Source organism: Flavobacterium sp. GSP6 (assembly GCF_003984855.1).
GTDB lineage: Bacteria > Bacteroidota > Bacteroidia > Flavobacteriales > Flavobacteriaceae > Flavobacterium.
In genome coordinates, this window is sequence record NZ_RYDO01000013.1 from 42,358 (window position 1) to 66,738 (window position 24,381).

The 24,381-nt window shown below is 34.7% G+C and carries 23 protein-coding genes and 1 pseudogene; 10 read left to right on the plus strand and 14 right to left on the minus strand.

Annotated features, from left to right (window positions below; all coding sequences use genetic code 11):
- Nucleotides 1-4 precede the first annotated feature (4 nt).
- Nucleotides 5-340, plus strand: coding sequence for a tRNA-binding protein (locus EKM03_RS12435; RefSeq protein WP_126460231.1), 336 nt, complete (start codon nucleotides 5-7; stop codon nucleotides 338-340).
- A gap of 109 nt (nucleotides 341-449) precedes the next feature.
- Here the strand turns inward: EKM03_RS12435 and EKM03_RS12440 are convergent, their stop codons facing one another.
- Both EKM03_RS12440 and EKM03_RS12445 read right to left on the minus strand, forming a co-directional pair.
- Complete coding sequence (locus EKM03_RS12440; protein ID WP_126460233.1) at nucleotides 450-830, minus strand: PUR family DNA/RNA-binding protein; 381 nt, start codon at nucleotides 828-830, stop codon at nucleotides 450-452.
- Between the two features lie 71 nt (nucleotides 831-901).
- Nucleotides 902-2,662, minus strand: coding sequence for an ABC transporter ATP-binding protein (locus EKM03_RS12445; RefSeq protein WP_126740511.1), 1,761 nt, complete (start codon nucleotides 2,660-2,662; stop codon nucleotides 902-904).
- Between the two features lie 201 nt (nucleotides 2,663-2,863).
- Here EKM03_RS12445 and EKM03_RS12450 point away from each other — a divergent pair, with 201 nt between their 5' ends.
- The 3 genes from EKM03_RS12450 to yajC all read left to right on the plus strand — a co-directional run bounded on the left by EKM03_RS12450 (nucleotide 2,864) and on the right by yajC (nucleotide 5,361).
- Complete coding sequence (locus EKM03_RS12450; RefSeq protein ID WP_126460240.1) at nucleotides 2,864-3,970, plus strand: Glu/Leu/Phe/Val dehydrogenase; 1,107 nt, start codon at nucleotides 2,864-2,866, stop codon at nucleotides 3,968-3,970.
- A 185-nt stretch (nucleotides 3,971-4,155) separates the two neighbouring features.
- Nucleotides 4,156-5,067: a transcription antitermination factor NusB gene (nusB, locus tag EKM03_RS12455; RefSeq protein ID WP_126740517.1), complete on the plus strand. Its 912-nt coding sequence runs from the start codon at nucleotides 4,156-4,158 to the stop codon at nucleotides 5,065-5,067.
- Nucleotides 5,068-5,088: 21 nt separating this feature from the next.
- Entirely contained in the window at nucleotides 5,089-5,361 is a 273-nt protein-coding gene (gene yajC / locus EKM03_RS12460; protein WP_126740512.1) for a preprotein translocase subunit YajC, read from the plus strand.
- 73 nt (nucleotides 5,362-5,434) lie between these two features.
- On the opposite strand, the gene EKM03_RS15110 is transcribed toward yajC, so the two are convergent.
- The 3 genes from EKM03_RS15110 to pepT all read right to left on the minus strand — a co-directional run bounded on the left by EKM03_RS15110 (nucleotide 5,435) and on the right by pepT (nucleotide 7,718).
- Nucleotides 5,435-5,896 carry a hypothetical protein gene (locus EKM03_RS15110; RefSeq protein ID WP_199739575.1) on the minus strand — a complete coding sequence of 154 codons (462 nt, stop codon included), beginning with the start codon at nucleotides 5,894-5,896 and terminating at the stop codon, nucleotides 5,435-5,437.
- A gap of 309 nt (nucleotides 5,897-6,205) precedes the next feature.
- Complete coding sequence (locus EKM03_RS15510) at nucleotides 6,206-6,379, minus strand: YdeI/OmpD-associated family protein (protein WP_126460868.1); 174 nt, start codon at nucleotides 6,377-6,379, stop codon at nucleotides 6,206-6,208.
- Between the two features lie 85 nt (nucleotides 6,380-6,464).
- Complete coding sequence (pepT, locus tag EKM03_RS12475; protein ID WP_126460243.1) at nucleotides 6,465-7,718, minus strand: peptidase T; 1,254 nt, start codon at nucleotides 7,716-7,718, stop codon at nucleotides 6,465-6,467.
- A gap of 531 nt (nucleotides 7,719-8,249) precedes the next feature.
- Here pepT and EKM03_RS12480 point away from each other — a divergent pair.
- Nucleotides 8,250-9,269 (plus strand): quinone-dependent dihydroorotate dehydrogenase, encoded by a 1,020-nt coding sequence (locus EKM03_RS12480; protein WP_126460246.1) that lies wholly within the window; start codon nucleotides 8,250-8,252, stop codon nucleotides 9,267-9,269.
- On the opposite strand, the pseudogene EKM03_RS12485 reads toward EKM03_RS12480, so the two are convergent.
- Both EKM03_RS12485 and EKM03_RS12490 read right to left on the minus strand, forming a co-directional pair.
- Nucleotides 9,255-9,965 (minus strand): annotated as a pseudogene (locus EKM03_RS12485) (DUF3307 domain-containing protein). The gene EKM03_RS12480 and the pseudogene EKM03_RS12485 sit on opposite strands and share 15 nt — an antisense overlap.
- Nucleotides 9,962-10,573 carry a hypothetical protein gene (locus EKM03_RS12490; RefSeq protein ID WP_126460249.1) on the minus strand — a complete coding sequence of 204 codons (612 nt, stop codon included), beginning with the start codon at nucleotides 10,571-10,573 and terminating at the stop codon, nucleotides 9,962-9,964. Before EKM03_RS12490 ends, EKM03_RS12485 begins: the two are co-directional and overlap by 4 nt.
- A 198-nt stretch (nucleotides 10,574-10,771) precedes the next feature.
- Between EKM03_RS12490 and EKM03_RS12495 the strand changes: the two genes are divergently transcribed.
- The 3 genes from EKM03_RS12495 (at nucleotide 10,772) to EKM03_RS12505 (ending at nucleotide 13,686) form a co-directional block, all read left to right on the plus strand.
- Entirely contained in the window at nucleotides 10,772-11,635 is an 864-nt protein-coding gene (locus tag EKM03_RS12495; RefSeq protein WP_126561942.1) for a hydroxymethylglutaryl-CoA lyase, read from the plus strand.
- 108 nt (nucleotides 11,636-11,743) lie between these two features.
- Nucleotides 11,744-12,295 carry a hypothetical protein gene (locus EKM03_RS12500; RefSeq protein ID WP_126740513.1) on the plus strand — a complete coding sequence of 184 codons (552 nt, stop codon included), beginning with the start codon at nucleotides 11,744-11,746 and terminating at the stop codon, nucleotides 12,293-12,295.
- Nucleotides 12,292-13,686 carry a DUF5723 family protein gene (locus tag EKM03_RS12505; protein WP_126740514.1) on the plus strand — a complete coding sequence of 465 codons (1,395 nt, stop codon included), beginning with the start codon at nucleotides 12,292-12,294 and terminating at the stop codon, nucleotides 13,684-13,686. Before EKM03_RS12500 ends, EKM03_RS12505 begins: the two co-directional genes overlap by 4 nt.
- Nucleotides 13,687-13,797: 111 nt before the next feature.
- Here EKM03_RS12505 and EKM03_RS15005 read toward each other — a convergent pair whose 3' ends face one another.
- Both EKM03_RS15005 and EKM03_RS12510 read right to left on the minus strand, forming a co-directional pair.
- Nucleotides 13,798-13,947, minus strand: coding sequence for a hypothetical protein (locus EKM03_RS15005; protein WP_158614926.1), 150 nt, complete (start codon nucleotides 13,945-13,947; stop codon nucleotides 13,798-13,800).
- 6 nt (nucleotides 13,948-13,953) lie between these two features.
- Entirely contained in the window at nucleotides 13,954-14,235 is a 282-nt protein-coding gene (locus tag EKM03_RS12510; RefSeq protein ID WP_158614925.1) for a cation-transporting P-type ATPase, read from the minus strand.
- Between the two features lie 85 nt (nucleotides 14,236-14,320).
- Between EKM03_RS12510 and guaB the strand changes: the two genes are divergently transcribed.
- Entirely contained in the window at nucleotides 14,321-15,793 is a 1,473-nt protein-coding gene (guaB, locus tag EKM03_RS12515) for an IMP dehydrogenase (protein ID WP_126454571.1), read from the plus strand.
- 86 nt (nucleotides 15,794-15,879) lie between these two features.
- On the opposite strand, the gene EKM03_RS12520 is transcribed toward guaB, so the two are convergent.
- The 5 genes from EKM03_RS12520 to EKM03_RS12540 form a co-directional block, all read right to left on the minus strand.
- Nucleotides 15,880-17,763: a monovalent cation:proton antiporter-2 (CPA2) family protein gene (locus EKM03_RS12520; protein WP_126460265.1), complete on the minus strand. Its 1,884-nt coding sequence runs from the start codon at nucleotides 17,761-17,763 to the stop codon at nucleotides 15,880-15,882.
- A gap of 1 nt (nucleotide 17,764) precedes the next feature.
- Complete coding sequence (locus EKM03_RS12525; protein ID WP_126456328.1) at nucleotides 17,765-18,370, minus strand: NAD(P)H-dependent oxidoreductase; 606 nt, start codon at nucleotides 18,368-18,370, stop codon at nucleotides 17,765-17,767.
- A gap of 254 nt (nucleotides 18,371-18,624) precedes the next feature.
- Nucleotides 18,625-20,865 (minus strand): cation:proton antiporter, encoded by a 2,241-nt coding sequence (locus EKM03_RS12530; protein ID WP_126740515.1) that lies wholly within the window; start codon nucleotides 20,863-20,865, stop codon nucleotides 18,625-18,627.
- 194 nt (nucleotides 20,866-21,059) lie between these two features.
- On the minus strand, nucleotides 21,060-22,409 hold the full coding sequence (purB, locus tag EKM03_RS12535; RefSeq protein WP_126561938.1) for an adenylosuccinate lyase: 1,350 nt from the start codon (nucleotides 22,407-22,409) through the stop codon (nucleotides 21,060-21,062).
- 67 nt (nucleotides 22,410-22,476) lie between these two features.
- Complete coding sequence (locus EKM03_RS12540; protein WP_126456322.1) at nucleotides 22,477-23,169, minus strand: NAD-dependent deacylase; 693 nt, start codon at nucleotides 23,167-23,169, stop codon at nucleotides 22,477-22,479.
- A gap of 217 nt (nucleotides 23,170-23,386) precedes the next feature.
- On the opposite strand from EKM03_RS12540, the gene EKM03_RS12545 reads away from it, so the two are divergent.
- Nucleotides 23,387-24,043, plus strand: coding sequence for an RNA methyltransferase (locus EKM03_RS12545; protein WP_126460277.1), 657 nt, complete (start codon nucleotides 23,387-23,389; stop codon nucleotides 24,041-24,043).
- Nucleotides 24,044-24,381 lie beyond the last annotated feature (338 nt).

Sequence of the window (24,381 nt, forward strand, 5' to 3'; positions counted from 1 at the left end):
TTTTATGGAATTATCCTGGACTGAATTCGAAAAAGTAGAGATGCGTATAGGAACAATTCTGGCAGTGAATGATTTCCCCGAAGCGAGAAAACCAGCGTATCAGCTCACAATAGATTTTGGTTCCGAAATTGGAATCCGAAAAACATCCGCACAAATAACGAAACGGTACCGGAAAGAGGATTTGCTAGACCGACAGATTGTTGCCGTAGTCAATTTTCCTAAAAAACAAATTGGAAAATTTAGTAGTGAATGTTTAATTTTAGGAGCAGTTGGTCAGGAAGGGGACGTGATTTTACTGGCGCCGGATTTCAAAATTCAAAACGGATTGCGAATTGGCTAATTTGTGAAAGGAATTCTTGTAATCAACTGTAAATTAATTTTCTATAGCAAAAAAGTCTAAAAATCAGATGATTTTTGGACTTTTTTATTGGTAAGTAAGGAACTAAATATTAAATATCATCAAATTCTATATCGGTAAAAGTTGATGTTTGCGGTATGATTTCATCTTCTGATTTCTCAGAGGCATATTCTTTTTTGAAATCTTTTTGGTGTCTTTCTGATATTACTTCGTCGCCTTTGTGGTTCAAAACATAAGAAGTCATTTCGCCAAGAATTTCTGCAAAAGCAGCAAAATCTTCTTTGTATAAATAGATTTTATGTTTTTTGAAATGGAAAGATCCATCTTCTTCCGTAAATTTCTTGCTCTCAGTAATGGTAATGTAATAATCATCTGCTTTTGTCGCTCTCACATCAAAGAAATACGTTCTTCTTCCAGCTCTTAAAACTTTAGAAAATATCTCTTCTTTTTCTAACATGTCATGTTCTCTCATAATCCTTTCTGTCAATTTATGGTTGTTAACTAGTATCCAAAAATCTATAAAAAATATGTATTATACAACAATTATAGCATTTCTTTTTCTGAAAGTTGTTTCAAATACAAAGCAGCATAATACCCTTCTTGATTTATCAATTGATTATGAGAGCCTTGTTGGATAATTTGTCCTTTTTCGATAATGATAATTCGATCGGCATTTTTAGCTGATGATACGCGGTGACTCACTATAATAGTTGTTTTGTCCTTGCAGATTTCTTGCAAATTGTTTAATATCGCTTCTTCGGTCTCAGTATCCACTGCTGACAAGCAATCGTCCAAAAGTAAAATAGGGGGATTCTTAATAATTGCTCTGGCAATGGAAACTCTTTGTTTTTGACCTCCGGAAAGTGTAATTCCTCTTTCGCCCAGAACCGTTTCGTATTGTTTTTTGAAGCCCATAATGTTGTCATGTACCACAGCACTTTTGGCAGCAGATTTCACTTCCTCTTCTGAAGCATTTTCTTTCCCAAACATAATATTATTCTTGATACTGTCCGAAAACAAAAAGGCATCTTGTGGCACAATACCAATGCTGTTGCGTAAATCAAACAGATTAATGGTGCTTATTTCATTTCCGTCAATATTTATTTTCCCGGCTGTAACATCATACATTCTGGAAATCAACGATAAAATAGTCGATTTTCCGGAACCTGTTTTTCCTAAAATGGCTAAGGTTTCTCCTTTTTTTACTGTGAACGAAATATTTTGTAACGCTTTGATGTTAGTGTCCTCGTAGGTATAACTTACGTTTTCAAAAGAAATAGAACCTTCAATTATGGATTTGTTTTCGTTTTTGTTTTTTATCTCGGGTTCAATTTTCAAAAATTCATTTAACCTTTTTTGAGAGGCTTCGGCCTCCTGAACCATTGACGAAACCCAACCTAGTGAAGCCACGGGCCAGGTCAGCATGTTGACATATAGGATGAATTCAGCGATGGTTCCAATGCTTTTGATCGTTCCATCAATGTACATCAGACCACCAAAATAGATGACCACTAAGTTACTGATTCCTATAAGGGCAAGCATTAATGGTCCAAATAAAGATTGTACTTTGGCTAAATTCAAGCTTTTGCTTTTGCTCTCATGGGCTAAATTCACCATGTTTTTTTGGTGTTGATCTTCTAATGAATATGCTTTGATCACTCGGATTCCTGAAAATATCTCCTGTGAAAAACTAGAAACTTTAGATAAATATTGTTGAAAAATAGTGCTTCTTACGTTGATTTCGGAACTAAGTTTAAAAATGGCATAGGACAATAGCGGCAAAGGCAGCAAGGTATACAGAGTCAATCTTGGCGATACGTTATACATATACACAATTACAATAGCAAAACGAATTACGGTATTTATAGTATACATCACCGCAGGACCTACATACATTCTGACCTTGGATACATCTTCGCTGATTCGGTTCATCAAATCGCCGGTACGATTTTGTTTGTAAAAATTTTGAGATAAATTCTCATATTGCCGAAACACTTCGTTTTTTAGATCAAATTCGATGTGGCGCGACATCACGATTAGGGTTTGTCTCATCAAAAAAGTAAGAAAACCAGCAATGATTGTTGTGGCAATAATTAGTAAAATATTCGCAACTAATTCCTCGTGAATGACTGATTTGGCTACGGTTTTATCTTTGGCGAAAGCCTCAATTACCTTAAAAGACTTGCTGATCAGCTTGGGTGTAAAAAGCATAAAGATCTGTGCAATAATGGTAAAAACAATCCCCAGTAAAAAACTGTATTTGTATTTGACGAAATATTTATTTAAATAACGTAATTCTTTCATTTTTATGATATTCTATGTTGAAATAGTTTTATTGATGGTATAAAATTTTTCTTTTAGTAATTTTAATAATAATTTTTCGATTGTGTAAATTGCTGAATAAACAATTTTTATATAAGATGTTACCGCATATTTATTTTTTGTGTAATTTTGGATCGTCTTTTTGACAAATTCATAATTTTATCATTATAAAAATTTCACACTATGAATGCAGCTTTCACTACTGTAAAGGAACTTCAAAAAATGGATCCCGTTTTTGGTCAATTATCATTTGATGATCATGAACAAATTGTATTTTGCAACGACAAAGATACAGGTTTAAAAGCAATTATTGGTATTCATAATTCGGTTATGGGTCCTGCTTTGGGTGGTACGCGGATGTATAATTACGCGAATGAATGGGAAGCCCTAAACGACGTACTGCGACTTTCACGCGGAATGACTTTTAAAGCAGCAATTACAGGATTGAATATTGGTGGCGGTAAAGCGGTGATTATTGGCGATGCCAAAACACAAAAAACCCCGGAGTTGATGCGTAAATTTGGTGAATTCGTACATTCTTTAAGCGGACGATATATTACTGCTGAAGATGTGGGAATGGAAACTAAAGATATGGATACCGTAAGAGATGTAACGCCGTATGTTACTGGAATTTCTGAATCAAGAGGTGGTTCCGGAAACCCATCACCTGTTACGGCTTACGGAGTATATTTAGGCATGAAAGCGGCTGCAAAACAACAATTTGGGTCGGATGTTTTGAGTGGTAAGAAAGTATTGGTACAAGGAATTGGTCACGTTGGCGAAACATTAGTTGATTACTTGACTAAAGAAGGAGCTATTGTCACCATTGCTGATATCAATGAAGAAAAACTGAATGAAGTAGGAGCGAAGTACCATGCAGCAATTTTCAGAGGAGACGATTTGTACAGTGCTGATGTTGATATTTACGCGCCTTGTGCCATGGGAGCAACTTTAAATGACAATACTGTTTATAAAATTAAAGCCAAAGTTATTGCTGGAGCTGCTAATAATCAATTAGCGGATGAGAATGTTCACGGAGCAATTCTGCAAGAAAGAGGCATTTTATATGCGCCTGATTTTTTGATTAATGCCGGAGGAATTATCAATGTGTATGCTGAATTAGCACATTATGACAAAGCGGAGATCATGCGTAAAACAGAAAATATTTACAACACAACCTTAGAAATATTTGATTTTGCCCTTGCAAACAACATGACAACGCATCATGCGGCTTTGACGATTGCTCAAAATCGCATCTATCAAAGAAAAATAGAAAACAATAAAAAGTAGTTTTCAAGGCTCAGTTTTCAGTATTCAGCGAACATTTTTGTACCATTCACTGAATACTGTTGATTGAATGCAATAAAATAACCGATTATATATTTTATTTTAAAAAATGAAATACTTATTTTTGCACCCTAATTAATAAAAGTTCTTACAAGGTGGTAAATAGAAGACACATTCGCGTCAAGGTTATGCAATCCATTTATGCGATGCATCAAAGCGGTTCAGATAATCTGGAAAAAGAAGAAAAATTCCTTTTTTACAGTATCGACAATATTCAAGATTTATATCTTATAATGCTTTCTTCGCTGATTGAAATTTGCAAAACAGAAACTATTTTTTTGCATAAATCCAGTTTGAAACATCTTGCAACTCCTGAGGAACGTAAACCAAACGAAAAATTCATCAAAAATAGAATTTTTCAAATTCTTTCCGAAAATAATTCATTAAGTATCGCGCTGGAAAACCGTAAAATCAATAATTGGACGTTAAACGACGATTATATTTTATTGCTTTTGAATGATATTAAAGCCAGCACGTTGTATGCACAATACATGAATAATGCGGTGAGCACCTTTGAGGAAGATCGACAGTTTATTGTTGATTTATTCATGGATGTAATTGTGCCTAACGAGAAATTGTATGAGTATCTGGAAGATGACAAATTGACTTGGGTGGATGATATTCCGTTAGTAAACACACATATTATCAAGCAATTGAAGGTAATCAAATCTGGTGAAGATGATAATTTCAGAGTGCCAAAGTTATATAAAGACAATGAAGATAAGGATTTCGTGAAAGACTTGTTCCGAAAAACAGTCTTGAATGAAACGGAATTAGCCAAGGAATACGTGGATAAAACGCCCAACTGGGACAGTGATAGGATTGCCGAAATAGATACTATCATTCTAAAAATGGCAATTTGTGAGTTCTTGAAATTCCCGTCTATTCCCGTAAAAGTAACTCTTAACGAATATTTAGAGGTTGCCAAAGAATATTCTACTCCAAAAAGTAGTATTTTTATCAACGGAATTTTAGACAATTTAGTAAAAGAGCTTCAGACCAGCAAAAGAATTATTAAAGCCGGTCGTGGTTTAATGTAATAATTAAAAAATAAAAGTATTATGCAAGAATTTTTGAAGTATTCTCCTTATCTGCTAATGTTTGTGGTGATCTATTTCTTTATGATCAGACCACAACAAAAAAGAGCAAAAAACGAAAAAGAATTTGAAAGCACACTGAAAGTAGGGGATAAAATCATCACCAAAAGTGGTCTTCACGGAAAAGTTTCTGAACTAGCGGATACAACGGTTGTTGTAGAGACGATGTCAGGAAAATTAAAAATGGAGCGTTCTGCTATTTCTATGGAAATGAGTGCAGTATTGAACAAAAAATAATTTTTGGTTTAAGAAATTAAAAAAGTCCCATCCAGTTTCGGATTGGGACTTTTTTGGATAAAAAATAATCGGATTATTTTTTGCTTTTCTTTGCTTTCTTTGCTTTTTTAGATTTTGCTTTGGCTTTCTTGGCTTTTATCTTGGCTTTTACTTTTGCTTTTTTTGCTTTATCCTTTTTTGCTTTTTTTGCCTTTTTTGCTTTCGCTTTCGCTTTTTGCTTTGCTTTCTCTTTTGCGTCAGCTTTTTTAGCCTTTTTCTTGTCTTTGTCTTTCATGTCTTTGTCTTTTATTTTTAACTTCTTTTTAAGATCTTTTGTATCGTCCTTTTTATTTAGAACTTCCACAGTTGTATCGTCTTTGTCTTCTACTGAAATTTCTATGGTTTCTTCTATTGTTTCAGTTATTACTACTTCATTAAGTGGGACTATAGTTTCTTCAGAAGGTTGGATAACTTTGTTTTTGGGTGCCCTTACGGGTTTATCAATTTCAGGTTTTACGGAAGTAGGTACTGTAGGATTTTCTTTTTTTTGTATCATAGTGTGTATTATTAGTGTCGTTTTTGATTTTATTAAAAACTTAAAAAAAATGGCTCAATGTTAATAAATGGTTAAGTAATTGTTAGCAAATATAATGATTTAATTTATTTTCGAATGTTAAGCTTTTCAATATTCTAAATTGGAAGTTTCAAGTATACCAGAAATAGAGGTAGGAGACAATTGTTGATGAAAGACTATAAGTAAGATTTTAGGGAGATTTACTCTGAATGATTTGTAGTGAATGTTCTTTTCTTAGTGTTTTTTAAATTAAAAAGTCCCACTCTGAGTTCTTAGAAATGGGACTTAATGTCATCCATATTTGTCATTAAGACTAATATTTTCTGATAGTATTCGTATTCTTTTTTCAATACCGGAACGTTTAATTTCGTCTCGTTTTGCTGTTTCAAGATATGCTAAGAATTCGTATTGTTTGCAAGGATAGAATTTCTGAAATACTGCTGCTAATTCTGTTGTGGCAATAATTAATTTGAGAAATTATAATTAGGCATACCAATTATTATTTTTATCCCAAGAATAGGTATTGATTTTTGAATATTCTAAATTAGGCTTATTTTATAATTGAATCTCCTAATGCTGTTAGCTCAGCAATTTTCACGATTACTTCAACTGCTTTTTGCATGCTTTCAGCAGGAACGTATTCGTATTTTCCGTGAAAGTTGTGTCCTCCTGCAAATATATTAGGACATGGTAATCCTTTATAGGATAATTGTGAACCGTCTGTTCCACCACGAATAGGCTTAATAAGCGGTTTGATTCCTATTTCTTTCATTGCTTTTTCAGCAATATCTACAATGTGTTTTACAGGCAGAACCTTTTCTTTCATATTGTAATATTGATCTTTAATCTCAGTGATAACTATGTCTTCACCAAATTGTTTTGCAAATTTCTTATTGATTTTTCGAACAATTTTCTCGATTAATTCTTTACGCCTTTCGAACTTTTTCTTGTTATGATCCCGAATAATAAGTTCTAAAACGGTTTCTTCGATGCTTCCTGTTATGTGATGTACGTGAAAGAAACCTTCGTATCCTTTAGTTTCTTCAGGTGTTTCTCCGGAGGGGAGTTCATTGATAAAATCATTGGCAATCAGCATAGAGTTGATCATTTTCCCTTTGGCATAACCAGGATGTACGCTTTTGCCTTTGAAAGTGATTTTGGCACCAGCTGCATTAAAATTTTCATACTCTAATTCGCCTACCTGGCTACCATCCATAGTATACGCCCATTCAGCTCCAAATTTATCTACATCAAAATGGTGGGCACCACGACCAATTTCTTCGTCTGGTGTGAAGCCAATTCGTATTTTTCCGTGTTTGATTTCCGGGTTATTGATCAGAAACTCCATTGCGGTAACAATCTCTGTAATTCCGGCTTTGTCATCAGCTCCTAGTAATGTTGTGCCATCTGTAGTGATTAGTGTTTGTCCTTTATACTGCAGTAAATCTTTGAAATAACTCGGGGATAATACAATGTTTTTATCTGCATTTAATACAATATCTTTTCCATCATAATTGCGCACAATTTGAGGTTTTACATTGGCTCCACAAAAATCCGGAGAAGTGTCAAAATGAGAAATAAATCCTATGATTGGCACTTCATGAGCCACATTACTGGGCAAAGTAGCCATAATATATGATTTGTCATCTATTGTTACGTCTTGCATTCCTATAGCTTTTAATTCGTCAACCAGTTTATGGGCTAAAGTCCATTGTTTTGTGGTACTTGGAGTAGTTTCTGAGTTTGAATCAGATTCGGTATCAATAATTACATAACTGATAAAACGGTCTATGATATGTTGCATTTTTCTTTGTTTTATGCAAATATAATCATTTTTTAAGGAGCATTTTTAAGTAAATGTTGGTGTGAATTTTGTTTATTTTAATCTTTTGAAATAACAATGCCTGCACTATTATTTTTGTGTCGGTATAGGCAAATAATTAACGATTACATTTTTGCCATTGGTATATCAGCGTTAAAACAATCGCGGAAAAGTTTCCATTTTCCATTTTTTTTGTCCAAAGTCCCAGTGATTTTCCTCTATCAATATAGGTACTATTTTTATATAAAAGTTGGTGATTCCGTCTTTTATTAAACCACTAAAAATAGGAATTAGATTTTTTCGGACTACTATTGCTTTACTGTTGGGCATCATGAATTAAAAGCATTACAATTTGTAATTCCTGCCGAGTCACCATTTTTACGGATCAGTAACTCTAATACGCGTTGTACTCCCGGATATTTTTAGTAATCAAAATGATTTATATAAATTATTTTCTAAATATTTATTTATCGGTTAGATAATTCTATTTTTGTACTCCATAACAACGCACCCATGTACAAATTACTTTTACGTCCCATACTTTTTTGGTTTGATCCTGAAAAAGTGCACTATTTTACTTTTTCATTAATTCACTTTTTGTCTAAAATCCCAGGGTTTTCTTCTCTTTTTAAATTGCTTTATGAAGTCAAGGATCCCCGATTAGAAACAGAAGTTTTTGGACTAAAATTTAAAAATCCCGTAGGACTTGCGGCTGGGTTTGATAAAGACGCCAAGTTGTATAAAGAATTGTCCAGCTTTGGTTTTGGTTTTATCGAAATAGGAACACTTACCCCAAAAGGGCAGGAAGGAAACCCTAAAAAACGCTTGTTTCGTTTGAAAGAAGACAGCGCCATTATTAACCGAATGGGTTTCAACAACAGTGGAGTTCAAGAAGCGGTGGAACGATTAAAAAAAAATAAAGGTATTTTGATAGGTGGAAACATTGGAAAAAATAAGTTGACACCAAACGAAGAAGCGACTTCAGATTATGAAATATGTTTTGACGCTTTATATGATTATGTGGACTATTTTGTAGTGAATGTGAGTTCGCCAAACACGCCAAATCTCCGTGCTTTGCAAGACAAAGAGCCATTGGCGCAACTGTTGCAAACGTTGCAGAATAAGAATTTGGCAAAGCCAAAGCAAAAGCCAATTCTGCTGAAAATTGCTCCTGATTTGACAGATGAGCAGTTACTTGACATTATTGCTATTATAAAGGAAACTAAAATCGCGGGCGTTATTGCTACTAATACTACAATTTCCCGTGAAGGATTGCAATCCGAAAATAAAGCCGAATTAGGGGGTTTGTCAGGAAAACCATTATCAAAACGGTCTACTGAAGTAATCCGTTTTTTAGCTGAGAAAAGCAATAAAGCCTTCCCGATTATTGGAGTAGGGGGAATTCATTCTGCCGAAGATGCAATAGAAAAATTAGACGCTGGTGCAAGTTTAATTCAGTTGTATACCGGTTTTATTTATGAAGGACCAGCTTTAGTGAAAGCCATAAATATGAAAATTTTAGAAAAATTCTAATATCCCATATTGTATTAAAAGCCCTGTCAATAAAGCAATTCCAAAACTTAATAAGGTTCCGATAAGAACATATTCAGTAAGTTTTCGGTCCTTGGCTTCTTTTAAATCTCCAAAACAGAAGATAGATTTTGCAGCCAATAGAAAACCGATGGCTTCAAAATGGGTACTAATTACAAAGTAAAAGACAAATAAGCGTTCTAATATTCCGATGTAATTTCCAGCATTGGTTAGAGAATCATCGTTTTTTTTGTTTTCTGGAGTCCAAATCGAAATGATATTTTTTATCAGTATCGATGTAGGTTGTGTCAGTAAAAGTATTCCGGTTGCAAAGATCCAAAATTGATTGTCAAATGATGCAAAATCGATACGGTCGTTATTGTAAAATAGTGTAATTGCTATGAGTACGATAAGATGTAAAAGTTGGTCAATTAGGAACCAATTGCGTTTTGTTTTGTCTTTTTGAACGTGTAATGTCATAAAATCAATTCCTCCATGTGTTACCGCTAGTACAGTCGCAAACTAAACAAAATTAGTCTTACCAATTAAAATCCAAGCCAGAAAAAAGTGAATAAACGTGTGGATATAAAGATAAATACTTTTATGTTTCCTGTTTTCTTAATCTAAAACCCAAGATGTGAGTTGCAACAAAAAATCACCAAGTAAATGGGCCAATAGTAGTTTTACAAAAATAATCATACACGGAGGTTTTTAATTTTTTTCCGAAAATGATTGTCTAATTCTAATACCAAATCAAATTGTGCTCGTTTTCGTCTCCGACTTACAGCGGCTTGATTGATACCTAATTTTGTGCCTATTTCTTCTTGAGAAAGCATTTTGTTTGCCATAGAAACCACAATAAATTCAGCCGATTGCGCCAGCCAATTGTCCATAAAGGTCAATCCTAAACGCAGCATTAAATTTATTTCAGTATCTAAATCGCTAGTGCCGGAATTAATGGCTAAGGTCGTTTTTAGTTTTTTTAAAGTTTCAAAAAGTTCCCCCGATCGAACGAATGCAGTTCCGTTACTTTCGGAAATTGTTGCTCCAGAATAGGTTTTATCACCAAAACCAATACTCATTCTCGCATCGAGTTTCAGCGTTTTTAGATACGCCTTAATTTGTAAAGCTGTGAGTAGTGCTTCTTCAGGATTTGTAATTTCTATTTGAAATTCGTCACCCCGATAAATTTCCCATTCACTCGGATTTTTACCTTTGGTATTCAATAGCTCTTTCAAGCCGTCAATCCATATTGCAGAAGGTAGTTGTTTCGAATTAATAATGTCTCCTGTGATTATACTTATCATATTTCAACTGTAATTAAAAAATCAAATTCAATTTCAAAAGATTAGAATCAAATTATTACCAAATTACGTAATAATATTTGTTATTACCAAATTACGTAATATTTTAATTTATTACCAAAATAGGTAATAATGTCAAATTTAGAAATTTTAAAAATCATAATTTAATAATCTTAATTGTTTTTCTATCTTTGGCTTTCTATGGAACCAATAAAAATTATAGAATGTCCACGGGATGCCATGCAAGGCATCAAGCCCTTTATTCCTACGTCAAGAAAAGTGACTTATATTCAGTCTTTGTTGCGTGTGGGTTTTGATACTATAGATTTTGGAAGCTTTGTTTCACCAAAAGCAATTCCGCAAATGCAGGATACAGCAGAAGTTCTGGCACAACTTGATTTATCTCAAACCAAAAGCAAATTATTGGCTATTATTGCCAATACACAAGGAGCAACTCTTGCGGCTGTTCATCCTGAAATACGCTATTTGGGCTTCCCATTTTCGATTTCTGAGAATTTCCAAATGCGGAATACCCACAAAACCATAGCTGAATCGTTAATTACCTTACAGGAAATTCTTGAAATTGCAGCTAAAAGCAACAAAGAAGTCGTGGCGTATTTATCAATGGGTTTTGGAAATCCTTATGGTGATCCATGGAACGTTGAAATTGTTGGTGAATGGACTCAAAAATTGGCCAGTATGGGAGTCAAAATCCTGTCGCTTTCGGACACAGTAGGAAGTTCTGCCCCTGATGTAATCTCGTATTTGTTTTCAAATTTAATTCCACAATATCCAGAAATAGAATTTGGTGCACACCTCCATACCACACCTGATAAATGGTTTGAGAAAATTGATGCCGCTTATAAAGCAGGATGCCGTCGTTTTGATGGTGCCATTCAGGGTTTTGGAGGTTGTCCGATGGCTACTGATGATCTGACTGGGAACATGCCCACGGAGAAATTATTATCATATTTTACTGCCCAAAAAGAATATACGAATATGAGTCCAATGAGTTTTGAAAGTACTTATAATGAGGCTTCTAAGTTGTTTGGAGAGTTTCACTAGAAATAAAAGAAAGGAAACCGTGTGGAACTCTTTTATTTTGGCAATAATAAGTTTATCATTGATGCGTTAAGTATACGAATCAAATTTTTTTCTTTAACGTATCATACCATGAGACTACTGGCTTTCAATAGAGTTATAGGAATACTAATATTGTTGTTGTTCTCTTTTTCATGCGCGAGTGATTTAGATTATGATCAGGTGAACACTTTAAAGTTAGAGCCTATTTTTGTATCTAATTTAGCATATTTTGATATTCTGGCAAAAGATTTTGTCACCAATGGAGTAGAGCAAAGCGTGATCTATGATGCACCCGTATTGGATGTGTTTAATGATGATTTTTTTAGACAGCGATTAAAAAAAGTGGAACTTTCATTTGAAATGGAAAACACCATTAGTAGAGCATATTCAGTGGATCTAGTGTTTTTGGACAAAAATTACCAACGCGTTCACGCTATAAATTTTACTGTTCCGGCTTATACCGGTCTGGAAAACAAAATGACTAAGACAGAAACTTTTGAAAATGCCCAGCTTGATTTATTAAAAAGAACTACCAGAATTGCTTTTACACTGACAATGTCGCCTGGTGCACTATTGAACGAGGATAGTGCTGGGAGTTTGAAACTGCGTTCAGGTGCAACCGCTTATTTAGTGCTGGAATGAGAAAAGTAATCTTAATTTTTATTTTATTTCTAGCTGTAGATTGCTTTTCGCAAAACAAACAAATTTTATATAATTTCACTTCAGTTCCTCAGTCTTTGATGACTAATCCGGGAGCAGATTTCAAATATAATTGGTATTTTGGAGTTCCTTTATTGTCTGGAATTTCTGCAAATGTAGGCTCAAGCGGATTTTCGGCGTATGATTTATTTGCGGATAACGGAGTCGATTTTAATGTAAAATTACGCAATGCAGTATTCTCATCTTCTAGAAAAGACAGAGTAGCGATCAATGAACAAATAGAAATTTTTAACGGAGGTTTTAAAATCAAAGGAGAACAAAATGATTCTTATATTTCGTTTGGGATGTATCAGGAATTTGATATGTTGAGTTATGTTCCTAAAGACATTGCCATTTTAGCTTTAGACGGAAATAGTGCTTATCTGGGAAAAGTTTTTAATTTAGGTGATTTGAGTGTCAAAGCAGAATTGCTAACGGTATTTCATGTTGGATTTCATAAAAACATCAATGAAAAGTTTATTTTAGGAGTACGAGGGAAAATTTATTCGAGTATTTACAATGCTAATTCTACCAATAACTCAGGCTACATTTACACTATTCCTTCCACTACAGGAGTCTATGAACAGATAATTTATTCACAATTACAACTCAATACGTCTGGAATTGCTCAATATGATGATGAGAATTACGAGCCTAATGTGGCGAAAGACATTACTAAAAGAGCTTTTTTAGGAGGTAATTTAGGTTTGGGATTTGATGCTGGTTTTACCTATTATCCAAAGAAAAACATACAGCTTACGGCCAGTGTTATTGATGTGGGTTTTATTAAACACAGCAAAGAAGTAGAGAGTTTAACATACAAAGGAACCTATAAGTATGAAGGTGTGATTCCAAATTTCAGTTCCGGTAATTCAGCAGGAAACGGATACAAGGAATTCAATGATGCCATTCCTTTGGACACCTTATATGCGGATTATACAACTTGGCGACCAGCAAAATTTAATACTTCGGTTCAGTATTCGTTTGACGAAGAAAGACCAGAAGATTGCAATTGTCTTAATTATGATCCGGAAACTATTTATAAAAGTGCAGTTGGCGCCCAATTATTTGTTATGTCTACACCACGAACTCCACTAGTCGCTTTTACCACCTATTACAGGCGAAAACTCTTCAAGGCATTGCAAATGAAAGCCACGTACACCATAGATTCGTATTCGTACAAGAATATAGGATTGGGATTGTCCAGTCATTTTGGACCAGTAAATTTCTATATTCTTGCTGATAATCTTTTGGAATACCGCGATGTTACCAAGGCAAATAGTCTTTCTTTTCAACTGGGGTTAAATGTTATTTTCAAAAACAGTAAAAGATAAAGTACTATCTAACAATACTTCGTTAGTTTTTAAGCTGCTATTTTTCCATGATTCAAGAGTTCCCGAATGATTGCCCTATTTTTATGCCTAGTTGAGTTTTGTTGCCAACAACTATTTCCTCGCTTGAAATTTCAATGATTTAGCCGTTGCAGATGACTTTGCTTTTGGATCGGGATAATTTTTTAAGGCTTCAATTACTGTTCTGCTTTTGGATTCCGGATACAGTGAAATAGCGGAAACCAATACAATTGCTACACTCATCAAAATTCAGTTTCCATAATCACTAATAATGAAATAAGCACTAGTTGCGGAGAGTAATAGTAAGAACATTAGTTCCTTTACCATTTCGAATAGGGATTTCAAGAACTGATTTTTATCCTGATTGACTATTGCATTCGAGCCAAATTTTGTTCTCGAAAGAAAAACGGCTTCATTAGAAAGTCCTTTTAATTGGTGTGGGTTTCTGTCATAGCAAAATAAATTAAACCGATTTTCTGGATTGGAAACCAAGGTGTATTTTAGAACCAAAGAATTGACTTTGAACGGCAATTTAATTATTTATTGGAAAATGATAGCGATTTTTTGCTTAAAATTATCTATATTTGCACGCAATTAAACTCCAACTACAATTGCAATGATCGCACACAACTCTAAGATTATCGGTGAAGGATTAACTTACGATGATGTTCTATTAGTTCCCAACTACTCAAATGTGCTTCCTCGCGAAGTGAGTATTCAATCCAAATTTTCAAGAAATATAACGTTAAATGTTCCTATTGTATCCGCTGCTATGGATACCGTAACCGAAAGCGCGATGGCAATTGCGATGGCTCAAGAAGGCGGAATAGGCGTTTTGCATAAAAATATGACCATCGAACAGCAAGCTGCGAAAGTTAGAAAAGTAAAACGAGCCGAATCCGGTATGATTATCGATCCCGTTACTTTGCCATTAACTTCAACAGTAGCAGATGCCAAAAATGCCATGAAAGAATTTGGTATTGGAGGTATTCCAATTGTAGATGAAAATCAAATATTAAAAGGAATCGTTACCAATAGAGATTTACGTTTTGAAAAAAATAGTTCAAGACCTATTGTTGAGGTTATGACCAGTGAAAACTTAGTAACTGTTGCCGAAGGTACCTCTCTGGAACAAGCAGAAGTAGTTTTGCAAGGTCATAAAATTGAAAAACTTCCAGTAGTAAATGCTGATTATAAATTAGTGGGTCTGATTACCTTTAGAGACATCACTAAATTGACTCAAAAACCAAATGCAAACAAAGACAAATACGGACGTTTACGTGTAGCTGCAGCGTTAGGTGTAACTGCCGATGCTGTTGAAAGGGCTACTGCTTTGGTTAATGCCGGAGTAGATGCAGTTATTATCGATACTGCTCATGGACATACGAAAGGAGTTGTCGATGTACTAAAATTAGTTAAAGCGAAATTCCCTAACTTAGACGTTATTGTTGGTAATATTGCCACTGCTGAAGCAGCTAAATATCTAGTTGAGAATGGTGCAGATGGAGTAAAAGTAGGGATTGGTCCAGGGTCTATTTGTACGACTCGTATTGTAGCAGGCGTTGGTTTTCCTCAGTTTTCAGCTGTTCTTGAAGTAGCTGCGGCGATCAAAGGTTCTGGAGTTCCAGTTATTGCTGATGGTGGAATTCGTTACACTGGAGATATTCCAAAAGCTATTGCTGCAGGAGCTGATTGTGTAATGTTAGGATCATTATTAGCAGGTACCATGGAATCTCCAGGAGAAACTATTATTTTCGAAGGCAGAAAATTTAAGTCGTACCGTGGAATGGGTTCTGTTGAAGCAATGCAAGAAGGTTCTAAAGACCGTTATTTTCAAGATGTAGAAGATGATGTAAAAAAGCTGGTTCCGGAAGGAATTGTAGGAAGGGTTCCCTACAAAGGGGAATTGAACGAAAGCATGCAACAATTTATTGGTGGTCTTCGTGCCGGAATGGGGTATTGTGGCTCTAAAGACATTCCAACTTTACAGGAAACCGGTCGTTTTGTTCGCATAACAGCTAGCGGAATCAATGAAAGTCATCCTCATAATGTAACCATTACAAAAGAAGCGCCTAATTATTCAAGATAATTTTTAGTTTTTTAAACAATAAAAAAAGGCATAATTAATTCCGCTTAAGGTTTTAATTATGTCTTTTTTCAGTTTTCGGAAAATCGTTATTCTGTAGTATCTGCTAAGTTGTTTTTCAAATGCTCGCTGTCCCAACTGTGATTGGTGGCAGCAACTTGGGAATAAATATCACTTTTCAACAATTGTTCCTGTAATTCAATTTCTTCTTTTACGGTGATCAGATAGGCCATTTTATCATGACGTTTTTCCGCCAATTTTCGGGTGGTAATTTCATCATATTTTATAAATTGCTGCCCTTGTCTGGTAGCGGTATATTTCCTGTGACCTAATTCTACTAAGGCATCTACCCCCATATTGACCGCACTGTATAACGTTTCCCGATAAATGTGTTCTACTTTATGGTCAATTAATTCATAGGCATCAATTCGGTTTCGGGCACGAGTTAAGATCTTTAAATTTGGGAAGTGTTTTTTTAAGGTTTCAATTACTTGCAAATTTACCGTAGGATTATCAATGGCAGCAATAAAAAGTTTGGCAGTATCACAACCTGCAGCTTTCAATAATTCTAAACGAGTGGCATCTCCATAATATACTTTGAATCCCATTTTTCGTAATACATCTATTCGATCAGAATCATAATCTAGGATCGTTGATTTTACGTTATTGGCTCTTAATAGGCGGCCAACTGTACTGCCAAAATGACCAAAACCAGCTATGATTACAGGATTGTCTTCATCAATATAATCACTGTCTTTTTTTGTTTCCTTTTCTTGAAATTTTGAATTAGGATAAATTAAGCGTTCATTTATTAACAGTAAAAAAGGTGTTGCTATCATACTCATAGCAATAACAGCCATGATTTGATTGGCCAAAATGTTAGGAATGATGTTTAGCTGCATAGAGAAGCTCATGATTACAAAACCAAATTCTCCTGCCTGACTTAACCCAAAAGCAAATAATAGGTTTTGGTCTATTTTCTTTTTATGAAAGCGGCTGATTATAAATAAAACGAAAAACTTAACCAAAGTAAGAATAGCTCCAAAAACAAATATGAAAAGGGGATTGTCAAGAATCAGTTTAAAGTTTATCGATGCGCCTACTCCAAGAAAAAAAAGACCAAGCAGTAATCCTTTAAACGGAGCAATATCCCCTTCCAGCTCATGACGAAATTCAGAGTTGGCCAGTACGACTCCAGCCATAAATGCTCCTAGAGCGGGACTTAACCCAACCAGCTGCATCAAATAAGAAACGCCTACAACTAATAACAATGCCGATGCGGTGAACAATTCCTGCAACCGAGTTTTGGCGATAATATGCAATAGCGGAACAAATAAAAAGCGGCCTGCAAAATATATTGTTGATATACATCCGATGACTATTAAAGTTTGCAACCAGCTGGAGAAACCTGTAATTAGGGATTGTTGAATTTCATTTGTAGTTTCTAGATTTACGGTAGATAAAAGCGGCAAAAATGCTAAAATCGGAATTACGGCGATGTCCTGAAAAAGAAGAACAGCAAATGACGAACGTCCCACGGAAGTATTAGATAATCCTTTTTCTTTTAAAGTTTGCAATACAATGGCCGTAGAGGATAATGCGAGCGCTAAGGAAACGGCCAGTGTGGTTTCCCATTTCCAATCCATAAAATAAAGACATCCAAAAAATAAAAGAAGCGTTGTTCCAACTAATTGTGCGGAACCCATTCCAATAATAAATTTCCTCATTTTCCAAAACTTACTGGGTTCCAGTTCTAAACCAATTAAAAACAACATCATCACAACGCCAAATTCAGCAAAATGCATAATATCCTGGCCTTCCTGACCAATAAACCCCATTACATAAGGGCCTATTATTATGCCGGCAAATAAATAGCCTAAAATAGAACTTAATCCTAATTTTTTAGCAATAGGAACACAAATAACGGCAGCTGATAAATAAATAATAGCCTGAAGTAAAAAATTGGTATCCATGTTATTGTTGTATTGTGGCAAACCATTCGTTCAAATAATGGTACTGCAAAAGTACTTCCGTATCTAAATTATTGTTGTTTATGTAATCTAGAAAATGGCCATACATTAAACCGTTTTGTTTATAATCATCTTTGGACATATTGTGTGTGCCATGCACAACAAAAGGGGGTAAGTAAATCATGTTGCATACTTTTGCGGTTTGGTTAAACGGCTCGAGCAATTCGGGAATACTGTACCGTTCACTGCCGGTTTTGCAATAATTTTCTTTGTCTCCGCCGGTAGTAATTACTTGAAAAATAATTTTATCTTGCAAGGCTTTTCCTTTTTTTCCGTATGCCCAGTTGTGTTCCAGTACCATATCAATCCATTGTTTCATCAATGGCGGACAACTATACCAGTACATGGGATGATGCCAAATGATGATGTCATGCTGACTTAACAAAACCTGTTCGTGTTTTACATCAATATCAAAATCAGGATACTCTTCGTATAAATCATGGAAAGTTATGTTTTCTGATTCTGGAATATTTTCCACCAAGGCTTTATTTGCGTGCGATTTCTCGTAAAGTGGATGGGAAAATAGGATTAATATTTTGTTTTTTGACATAAAATTGATAAGGTGATTAGCTTATTGAATTATATTTTTTTTTCGCATTTAAAATTTAATAATGATATTAATTGCTACAGTACTACTAAAAATAAAACAAGAAATCCTGGCAAAAAAATCGATAGATTTATTGAGAACGTCTCTTAATAAAGATAATAATTTATTTTAGACGATGGTAAAATACATCTCAAATAAAAGAGGACCCTGTTGAATTATAATTTTATCAAACTTGGAGTACAACAAAAGACCTTGTTTTACTTTTCAAAAAAGGCAGTGAGTAATTTTTCGTTTCCTACAATCCAAAGAATATCATTTTTCTCTAAGATAATATCCGAATTCGGGTTAAGAATCCGTTTTTCATTTCTTTCAATCCCGACGATCAGACCATTCGTTTTTTCTCTTAGCTGTGATTTCCGAATGCTTTTTCCGATAAATTCTTCATTTTCTAGTTCTACTTGTTTTAATATTATAGCGGTTTCTTGTACTAATTCAGGAACTTCAATTTCATTCTGATCCAGATAAGATTTAAATATTTGAACTTGGTCATCGGTTCCAATGACGCAAATTTCATCACCGGGAAATACACGTTCATTGCCATCAGGAATATTTATAGTAATGCCTCCACGTTTTATAAAAGCAATATTAATACCCATGTTTTCTCGGATTTCAAGTTCATTCAATGCTTTACCTGCCAGATTTGATTCTTTGGTAATTTCGAAAAATGCCATATGCCCGTCCCAAGGAGTTAAATCACTTCGTTTCTTCTGTGCTTGAGAAATTTCTCTATCATTGAAATTTCGAAAAAAGTGAAGTTCAATTTTATTGTACAATGTGTTTAATTTTTTTGGGAACAATAAATAAACAGATATTGCAGCGATCAAAGCGACGAAGGCTATCCAAGGCGACAAAAAATTATCTAATAAGAAGCCAATAAAAAAGATTCCTAAACTAATTCGGATTAGAATCAATACCATTATTGGACCACGATGTTTGCCTGCTTTTTGTAAAGCTTCAATCTGCTCTACCGCCACTTTTCTGAAGGATAACGCCCATAAAAAAGGAGCTATTATTATGGATGTTACCAAGGCTGCTGCTGCGTTTCCAAATTTAGAACTTTCTGTCATTGGAATAATATAACGGTCAGATAAAATAATTATGGCAATAATAATTACAGAATGAACCACAATTTGTGACAACTTTGCTTTCAAAACAATCTGCCAATTACTGGTCGTTTTTACAGATTGTGAATTCACACTATATCGATCTATAGCATTTATCAATTTTTTAGGCAGTATTTTTATTAAGCGTTCATAAACTGGCAACGCTATTTTGATCATAAATGGGGTAGTGAAAGTCGTTACTGCTGAAACTGCAACAATAATTGGATACACAAAATCACTTGTCACTTTTAATGTCATTCCCAAGGTGGCAATGATAAAAGAAAACTCGCCAATTTGTGCTAAACTCATCCCTGACTGGACTGATTGCTTTAGGGGCTGACCGGCAATTAGCGCTCCAAACATCGTACTTATCGATTTTCCAAAAATTGTAATTAACGTGATTACTACAACAGGGACTGCATATTCTACTAAAGTATTTGGGTTGATTAACATTCCTACCGATACAAAGAAAACAGCTCCAAATAAATCTTTTACGGGTTTAATTAAATGCTCAATTCTTTCTGAATGAATGGTTTCAGCAATGATAGAGCCCATTATAAAGGCACCTAGTGCTGGGGAAAAACCTGCTTTTGTAGCTAAGATAACCATCATTAAACAGAGTGCGATTGATATTATCAATAGGGTTTCCTCATTGAATAAATTTTTTGCTTTTTTAAGAAGGGTGGGTATGAAAAAGATACCACCTACAAACCATAATATTAAGAAGAAAAAGAGTTTTAAAACAGATTCGAATAACTCCATTCCTGAAAATTGTTTACTGACAGCGATTGTTGAAAGTAAGACCATCAGCAAAATGGCTACAATATCCTCTATTATCAAGGTTCCAAAAACAATTTCAGCAAATTTTTTCCCCTTTACATTCAGCTCATCAAAAGCACGAAGAATAATTGTTGTTGAAGACATCGATAAAATAGCGCCTAAAAAAATACTATCCATCAAGGACCATCCCATCCATTGTCCGACGAGATACCCTAAAACGATCATAGTGGTTATTTGAAACAGCGCCGTAATAGCGGCTGTACCTCCAACTTTCATCAGTTTTTTAAAACTAAATTCCAGGCCTAAACTAAATAAAAGGAAAATAACACCAATCTCAGCCCAGACTTCGATACTGTTTATTTCTTGTACTGATGGAAAAAAAATAAAATTTGGCCCCGCTAAAAAACCAGCGATTAAATATCCTAAGACTAAAGGTTGTCTTATTTTTTTGAATAAAAGTACCGCAACTGCAGCGGTCATTAATATTAATCCTAAATCACTGATCAGAGGATGTAAATGTTGTGTTATTTGTGATGTTGCTTCTATGGGATTCATTGATGGATGTACTGATTTGTATTAAATGTTTTTTGGTATTGTTGTAATATATAATTTTATTATTATTTATCAAAAAAAACGTTAAAGGATAACTTTTTTTTATGATAATTTTAGTCTTAAAAGAAAATTCTGCTCCCATAAAACGTTAAAATTTTATAGAAGCAGAATTTAATAAGAAGACGGGTTATTTTTTTTTAGCTGATTCCCAAAAAATTACTAGGAGTTATTTGCATTAATTCAGCTTTAATGGCATCCGAAACTTCAAGTGTTGCTATAAAACCGTGAATCGCTTTTTTATCAATAGCTTCATTGGTTCTGGTCAATCCTTTTAATGCTTCATACGGATTAGGATATCCTTCACGACGCAAAATTGTTTGAATTGCCTCGGCAACTACAGCCCAGTTTTTTTCTAAATCTTCGTGGAATTTTGGCTCGTTCAATAACAATTTGTTCAAGCCTTTCAAAGTAGCTTCAAAAGCGATTAACGTATGTCCTATTGGTACACCAATATTTCTCAAAACGGTACTGTCCGTTAAATCACGTTGCAATCTAGACAAAGGTAATTTAGCTGATAAATGTTCGAAAATCGCATTGGCCATTCCTAAATTTCCTTCTGAATTTTCAAAATCAATAGGATTAACTTTATGTGGCATAGCTGAAGAACCTATTTCTCCCGCTTTGATTTTTTGCTTAAAATATTCCATCGAAACATACGTCCAAATGTCTCGGTCCAAATCAATGATGATCGTATTTATTCTTTTCAACGCATCAAAAAATGCAGCAAAATGATCGTAATGTTCAATTTGAGTAGTAGGGAAGGAGTGGTGTAAACCAAGGTTGTCCTCCACAAATTTCCCTCCAAATTTTCTCCAGTCAATTTGAGGATACGCCACATGATGCGCATTGTAATTTCCAGTTGCTCCGCCGAATTTAGCTGCAAAAGGAATATTAAACAACAAACGCATTTGTTCTTCCAGACGTTCTACAAAAACACCAATTTCTTTACCCAAACGAGTAGGTGAAGCCGGTTGTCCGTGGGTACGGGCAAGCATTGGAATATCGCGCCATTCGACACTTAGATCTTTTAATTTTGATGTCAAAGTGATCAAGGAAGGCATGTATACTTTCTCGAAAGCTTCTTTTGTCGAAAGCGGAATCGCCGTGTTATTAATATCTTGAGATGTTAATCCAAAGTGAATAAACTCTTTATATTGGGATAAGCCTAGTTTTTCAAAAGCATCTTTGATGAAATATTCTACCGCTTTTACGTCGTGGTTGGTTACTTTCTCCGTCTCTTTGATCCAAAGGGCATCTTCAGTAGAGAAGTTTTTATAAATATTACGTAAACTGTCGAATACATCTGGGTTTACGGTTGCAAGTTGAGGCAAAGGTACTTCGCACAAAGCAATGAAATATTCAATTTCAACCAATACACGGTATTTGATTAAGGCTTCTTCAGAGAAAAATGGAGCCAGCGAAATAGTCTTGTTTCTATATCTTCCATCAATAGGAGAAATAGCATTCAATTCGTTTAAAGTAGTCATTGTTTTGTTGTTTGTTCGAAAGGCGCAAATATAACCCTTTCGTGACAAAATAGAAAACGAATGGTTTTTAAATAAAGCCGATTAGCTTCTTTTTTAGTGTTTTCATTCCTTCTGATGCCACTTCAGGAATCACATCTAATGGATTTCGGAGATTTGGAATTTTTATGGGTTTTGGATCAATATAAAAAATAGGTGTTTCGCGGGATGTAAAATCGATTAATCCGGCTGCAGGATACACTTGCAAAGATGTCCCAATCACCGCAAAATAATCTGCACCTTCACTAATTCTAATGGCTTGATCAAGTGCTGGAACTTCCTCGCCAAACCAAACAATATGTGGACGCAATTGATTTTTATTTTCATCGAAATCGCCAAAATTCAAATCGTCCTGCCAATCCAGAATGTAATTTGGGTTTTTGGTGCTTCTTACTTTCAACAATTCGCCGTGCAAATGCAACACATTCGTGCTTCCGGCGCGTTCGTGTAAATCATCTACATTTTGTGTGATGATGAAAACATCAAATTCATTTTCTAATTCAGCCAGAATTTGGTGGCCTAAATTAGGGTGTACTTCCTTGAGTTGTTTTCGTCTTTGATTATAAAAATCCAGCACCAAAGCCGGGTTTTTATGCCAACCTTCTGGAGTGGCCACATCCAGCACATTATGCCCTTCCCAAAGTCCGTCGCTATCCCGAAAGGTTTTGATGCCACTTTCGGCACTAATTCCTGCTCCTGTCAAAACCACTAATTTCTTTTTCATTTTATATCCATTTGGGCGTGACCACAAGGGTCGGGCTTTCAGCTTTATCTTTTTGGCTAAAAAGCCCAAAAAGGATACCGCCTCTATCCCTCACGCAAATTCCGCAATCATTTATAATTCAGCTTTTATGGAACAATCCCAAAAGCAGCAATCAGAATCTATTTTGGAAGGTATAAAGCTAGTCTTTTTTACTATTTTTGCATAAATAAATATTCTAATGATTGACATCGATTACCTTAATTTTCTTGAAAATATCCTGACTGATAATCGCAAAGAAAAATTTTTGAAAGTATTGGAAAACAGAACCAAGCATTTTACGATTGCTGTAGAAGATATTTTTCAAATGCACAATACCAGTGCAGTGATGCGAAGCTGCGAGATTTTTGGAATTCAGGAGTTGAACGTTATCGAGCAACGCTACGGAAAAAGTATCGACAAGGAAATTGCCATGGGCGCCCAAAAATGGGTCGATATCAATACCTTCGACAGCATTACAAACTGTGTGGACGCGTTAAAAAGTAAAGGATATCAAATAATCGCTACCACGCCACATGAGAATGATTGTTTGATGGAAGATTTTGACATTTCGAAACCCAGCGCTTTATTTTTTGGAACAGAAAGAGACGGATTATCAGAAGAAATTTTGAAGCGCTCCGATGGTTTTCTAAAAATTCCCATGGTGGGTTTTACAGAGAGTTTAAACATTTCAGTCTCAGCTGCAATTATCATTCAAAACCTGACGAATCGATTGCGCAATTCAAATATTGATTGGCATTTATCCGAAAATGAAATTTTAGAAAAGCGATTGGCTTGGGCCAAAAATTCAATAAAAGACATTAAGCGAATTGAAGAACGGTATTTTGAGGAGCATTAAAACGTTGTTTCACTTTCTAGTTGTATGTCTTTTATATTGTTCGGATTCATTTTATAGCGATAGACGCCGTTATTTCCAATGACAAATAAAGCGAATCAAGGGTTAAAATATTAAGTTTATAAAGGCAGCTGCTATCTTGCCAAGCAGCTGCACTAATAATCCTTTTGCGGATCTAACTTTGCATGCTCTTTGAATATTTGTGTTTTTAATCAACTAATTAAAAAGAGATTCTATAGACTGTCTGATTCTAGACCTTCGCTAGCGTGACCCCAATGTCATTAAGTTAAGGTTTTATTGTTTTGATTTACAGCTATTTATTGTATTTAAAATTAGGTTTT

Bases quoted from the DNA above. Each gene is read 5' to 3' on its own strand.
- EKM03_RS12440 (WP_126460233.1), bottom strand. From the start codon at position 830: ATGAGAGAACATGACATGTTAGAAAAAGAAGAGATATTTTCTAAAGTT.
- pepT (WP_126460243.1), bottom strand. From the start codon at position 7,718: ATGCAACATATCATAGACCGTTTTATCAGTTATGTAATTATTGATACC.
- EKM03_RS12495 (WP_126561942.1), top strand. From the start codon at position 10,772: ATGGAACCAATAAAAATTATAGAATGTCCACGGGATGCCATGCAAGGC.
- EKM03_RS12505 (WP_126740514.1), top strand. From the start codon at position 12,292: ATGAGAAAAGTAATCTTAATTTTTATTTTATTTCTAGCTGTAGATTGC.
- nusB (WP_126740517.1), top strand. From the start codon at position 4,156: ATGCAATCCATTTATGCGATGCATCAAAGCGGTTCAGATAATCTGGAA.
- EKM03_RS12520 (WP_126460265.1), bottom strand. From the start codon at position 17,763: ATGGATACCAATTTTTTACTTCAGGCTATTATTTATTTATCAGCTGCC.
- EKM03_RS12530 (WP_126740515.1), bottom strand. From the start codon at position 20,865: ATGAATCCCATAGAAGCAACATCACAAATAACACAACATTTACATCCT.
- EKM03_RS12450 (WP_126460240.1), top strand. From the start codon at position 2,864: ATGAATGCAGCTTTCACTACTGTAAAGGAACTTCAAAAAATGGATCCC.
- purB (WP_126561938.1), bottom strand. From the start codon at position 22,409: ATGACTACTTTAAACGAATTGAATGCTATTTCTCCTATTGATGGAAGA.
- EKM03_RS12435 (WP_126460231.1), top strand. From the start codon at position 5: ATGGAATTATCCTGGACTGAATTCGAAAAAGTAGAGATGCGTATAGGA.
- EKM03_RS12540 (WP_126456322.1), bottom strand. From the start codon at position 23,169: ATGAAAAAGAAATTAGTGGTTTTGACAGGAGCAGGAATTAGTGCCGAA.
- EKM03_RS15005 (WP_158614926.1), bottom strand. From the start codon at position 13,947: ATGAGTGTAGCAATTGTATTGGTTTCCGCTATTTCACTGTATCCGGAA.
- EKM03_RS12545 (WP_126460277.1), top strand. From the start codon at position 23,387: ATGATTGACATCGATTACCTTAATTTTCTTGAAAATATCCTGACTGAT.
- EKM03_RS12525 (WP_126456328.1), bottom strand. From the start codon at position 18,370: ATGTCAAAAAACAAAATATTAATCCTATTTTCCCATCCACTTTACGAG.
- EKM03_RS12490 (WP_126460249.1), bottom strand. From the start codon at position 10,573: ATGATAAGTATAATCACAGGAGACATTATTAATTCGAAACAACTACCT.
- yajC (WP_126740512.1), top strand. From the start codon at position 5,089: ATGCAAGAATTTTTGAAGTATTCTCCTTATCTGCTAATGTTTGTGGTG.
- guaB (WP_126454571.1), top strand. From the start codon at position 14,321: ATGATCGCACACAACTCTAAGATTATCGGTGAAGGATTAACTTACGAT.
- EKM03_RS12445 (WP_126740511.1), bottom strand. From the start codon at position 2,662: ATGAAAGAATTACGTTATTTAAATAAATATTTCGTCAAATACAAATAC.
- EKM03_RS15110 (WP_199739575.1), bottom strand. From the start codon at position 5,896: ATGATACAAAAAAAAGAAAATCCTACAGTACCTACTTCCGTAAAACCT.
- EKM03_RS12500 (WP_126740513.1), top strand. From the start codon at position 11,744: ATGAGACTACTGGCTTTCAATAGAGTTATAGGAATACTAATATTGTTG.
- EKM03_RS12480 (WP_126460246.1), top strand. From the start codon at position 8,250: ATGTACAAATTACTTTTACGTCCCATACTTTTTTGGTTTGATCCTGAA.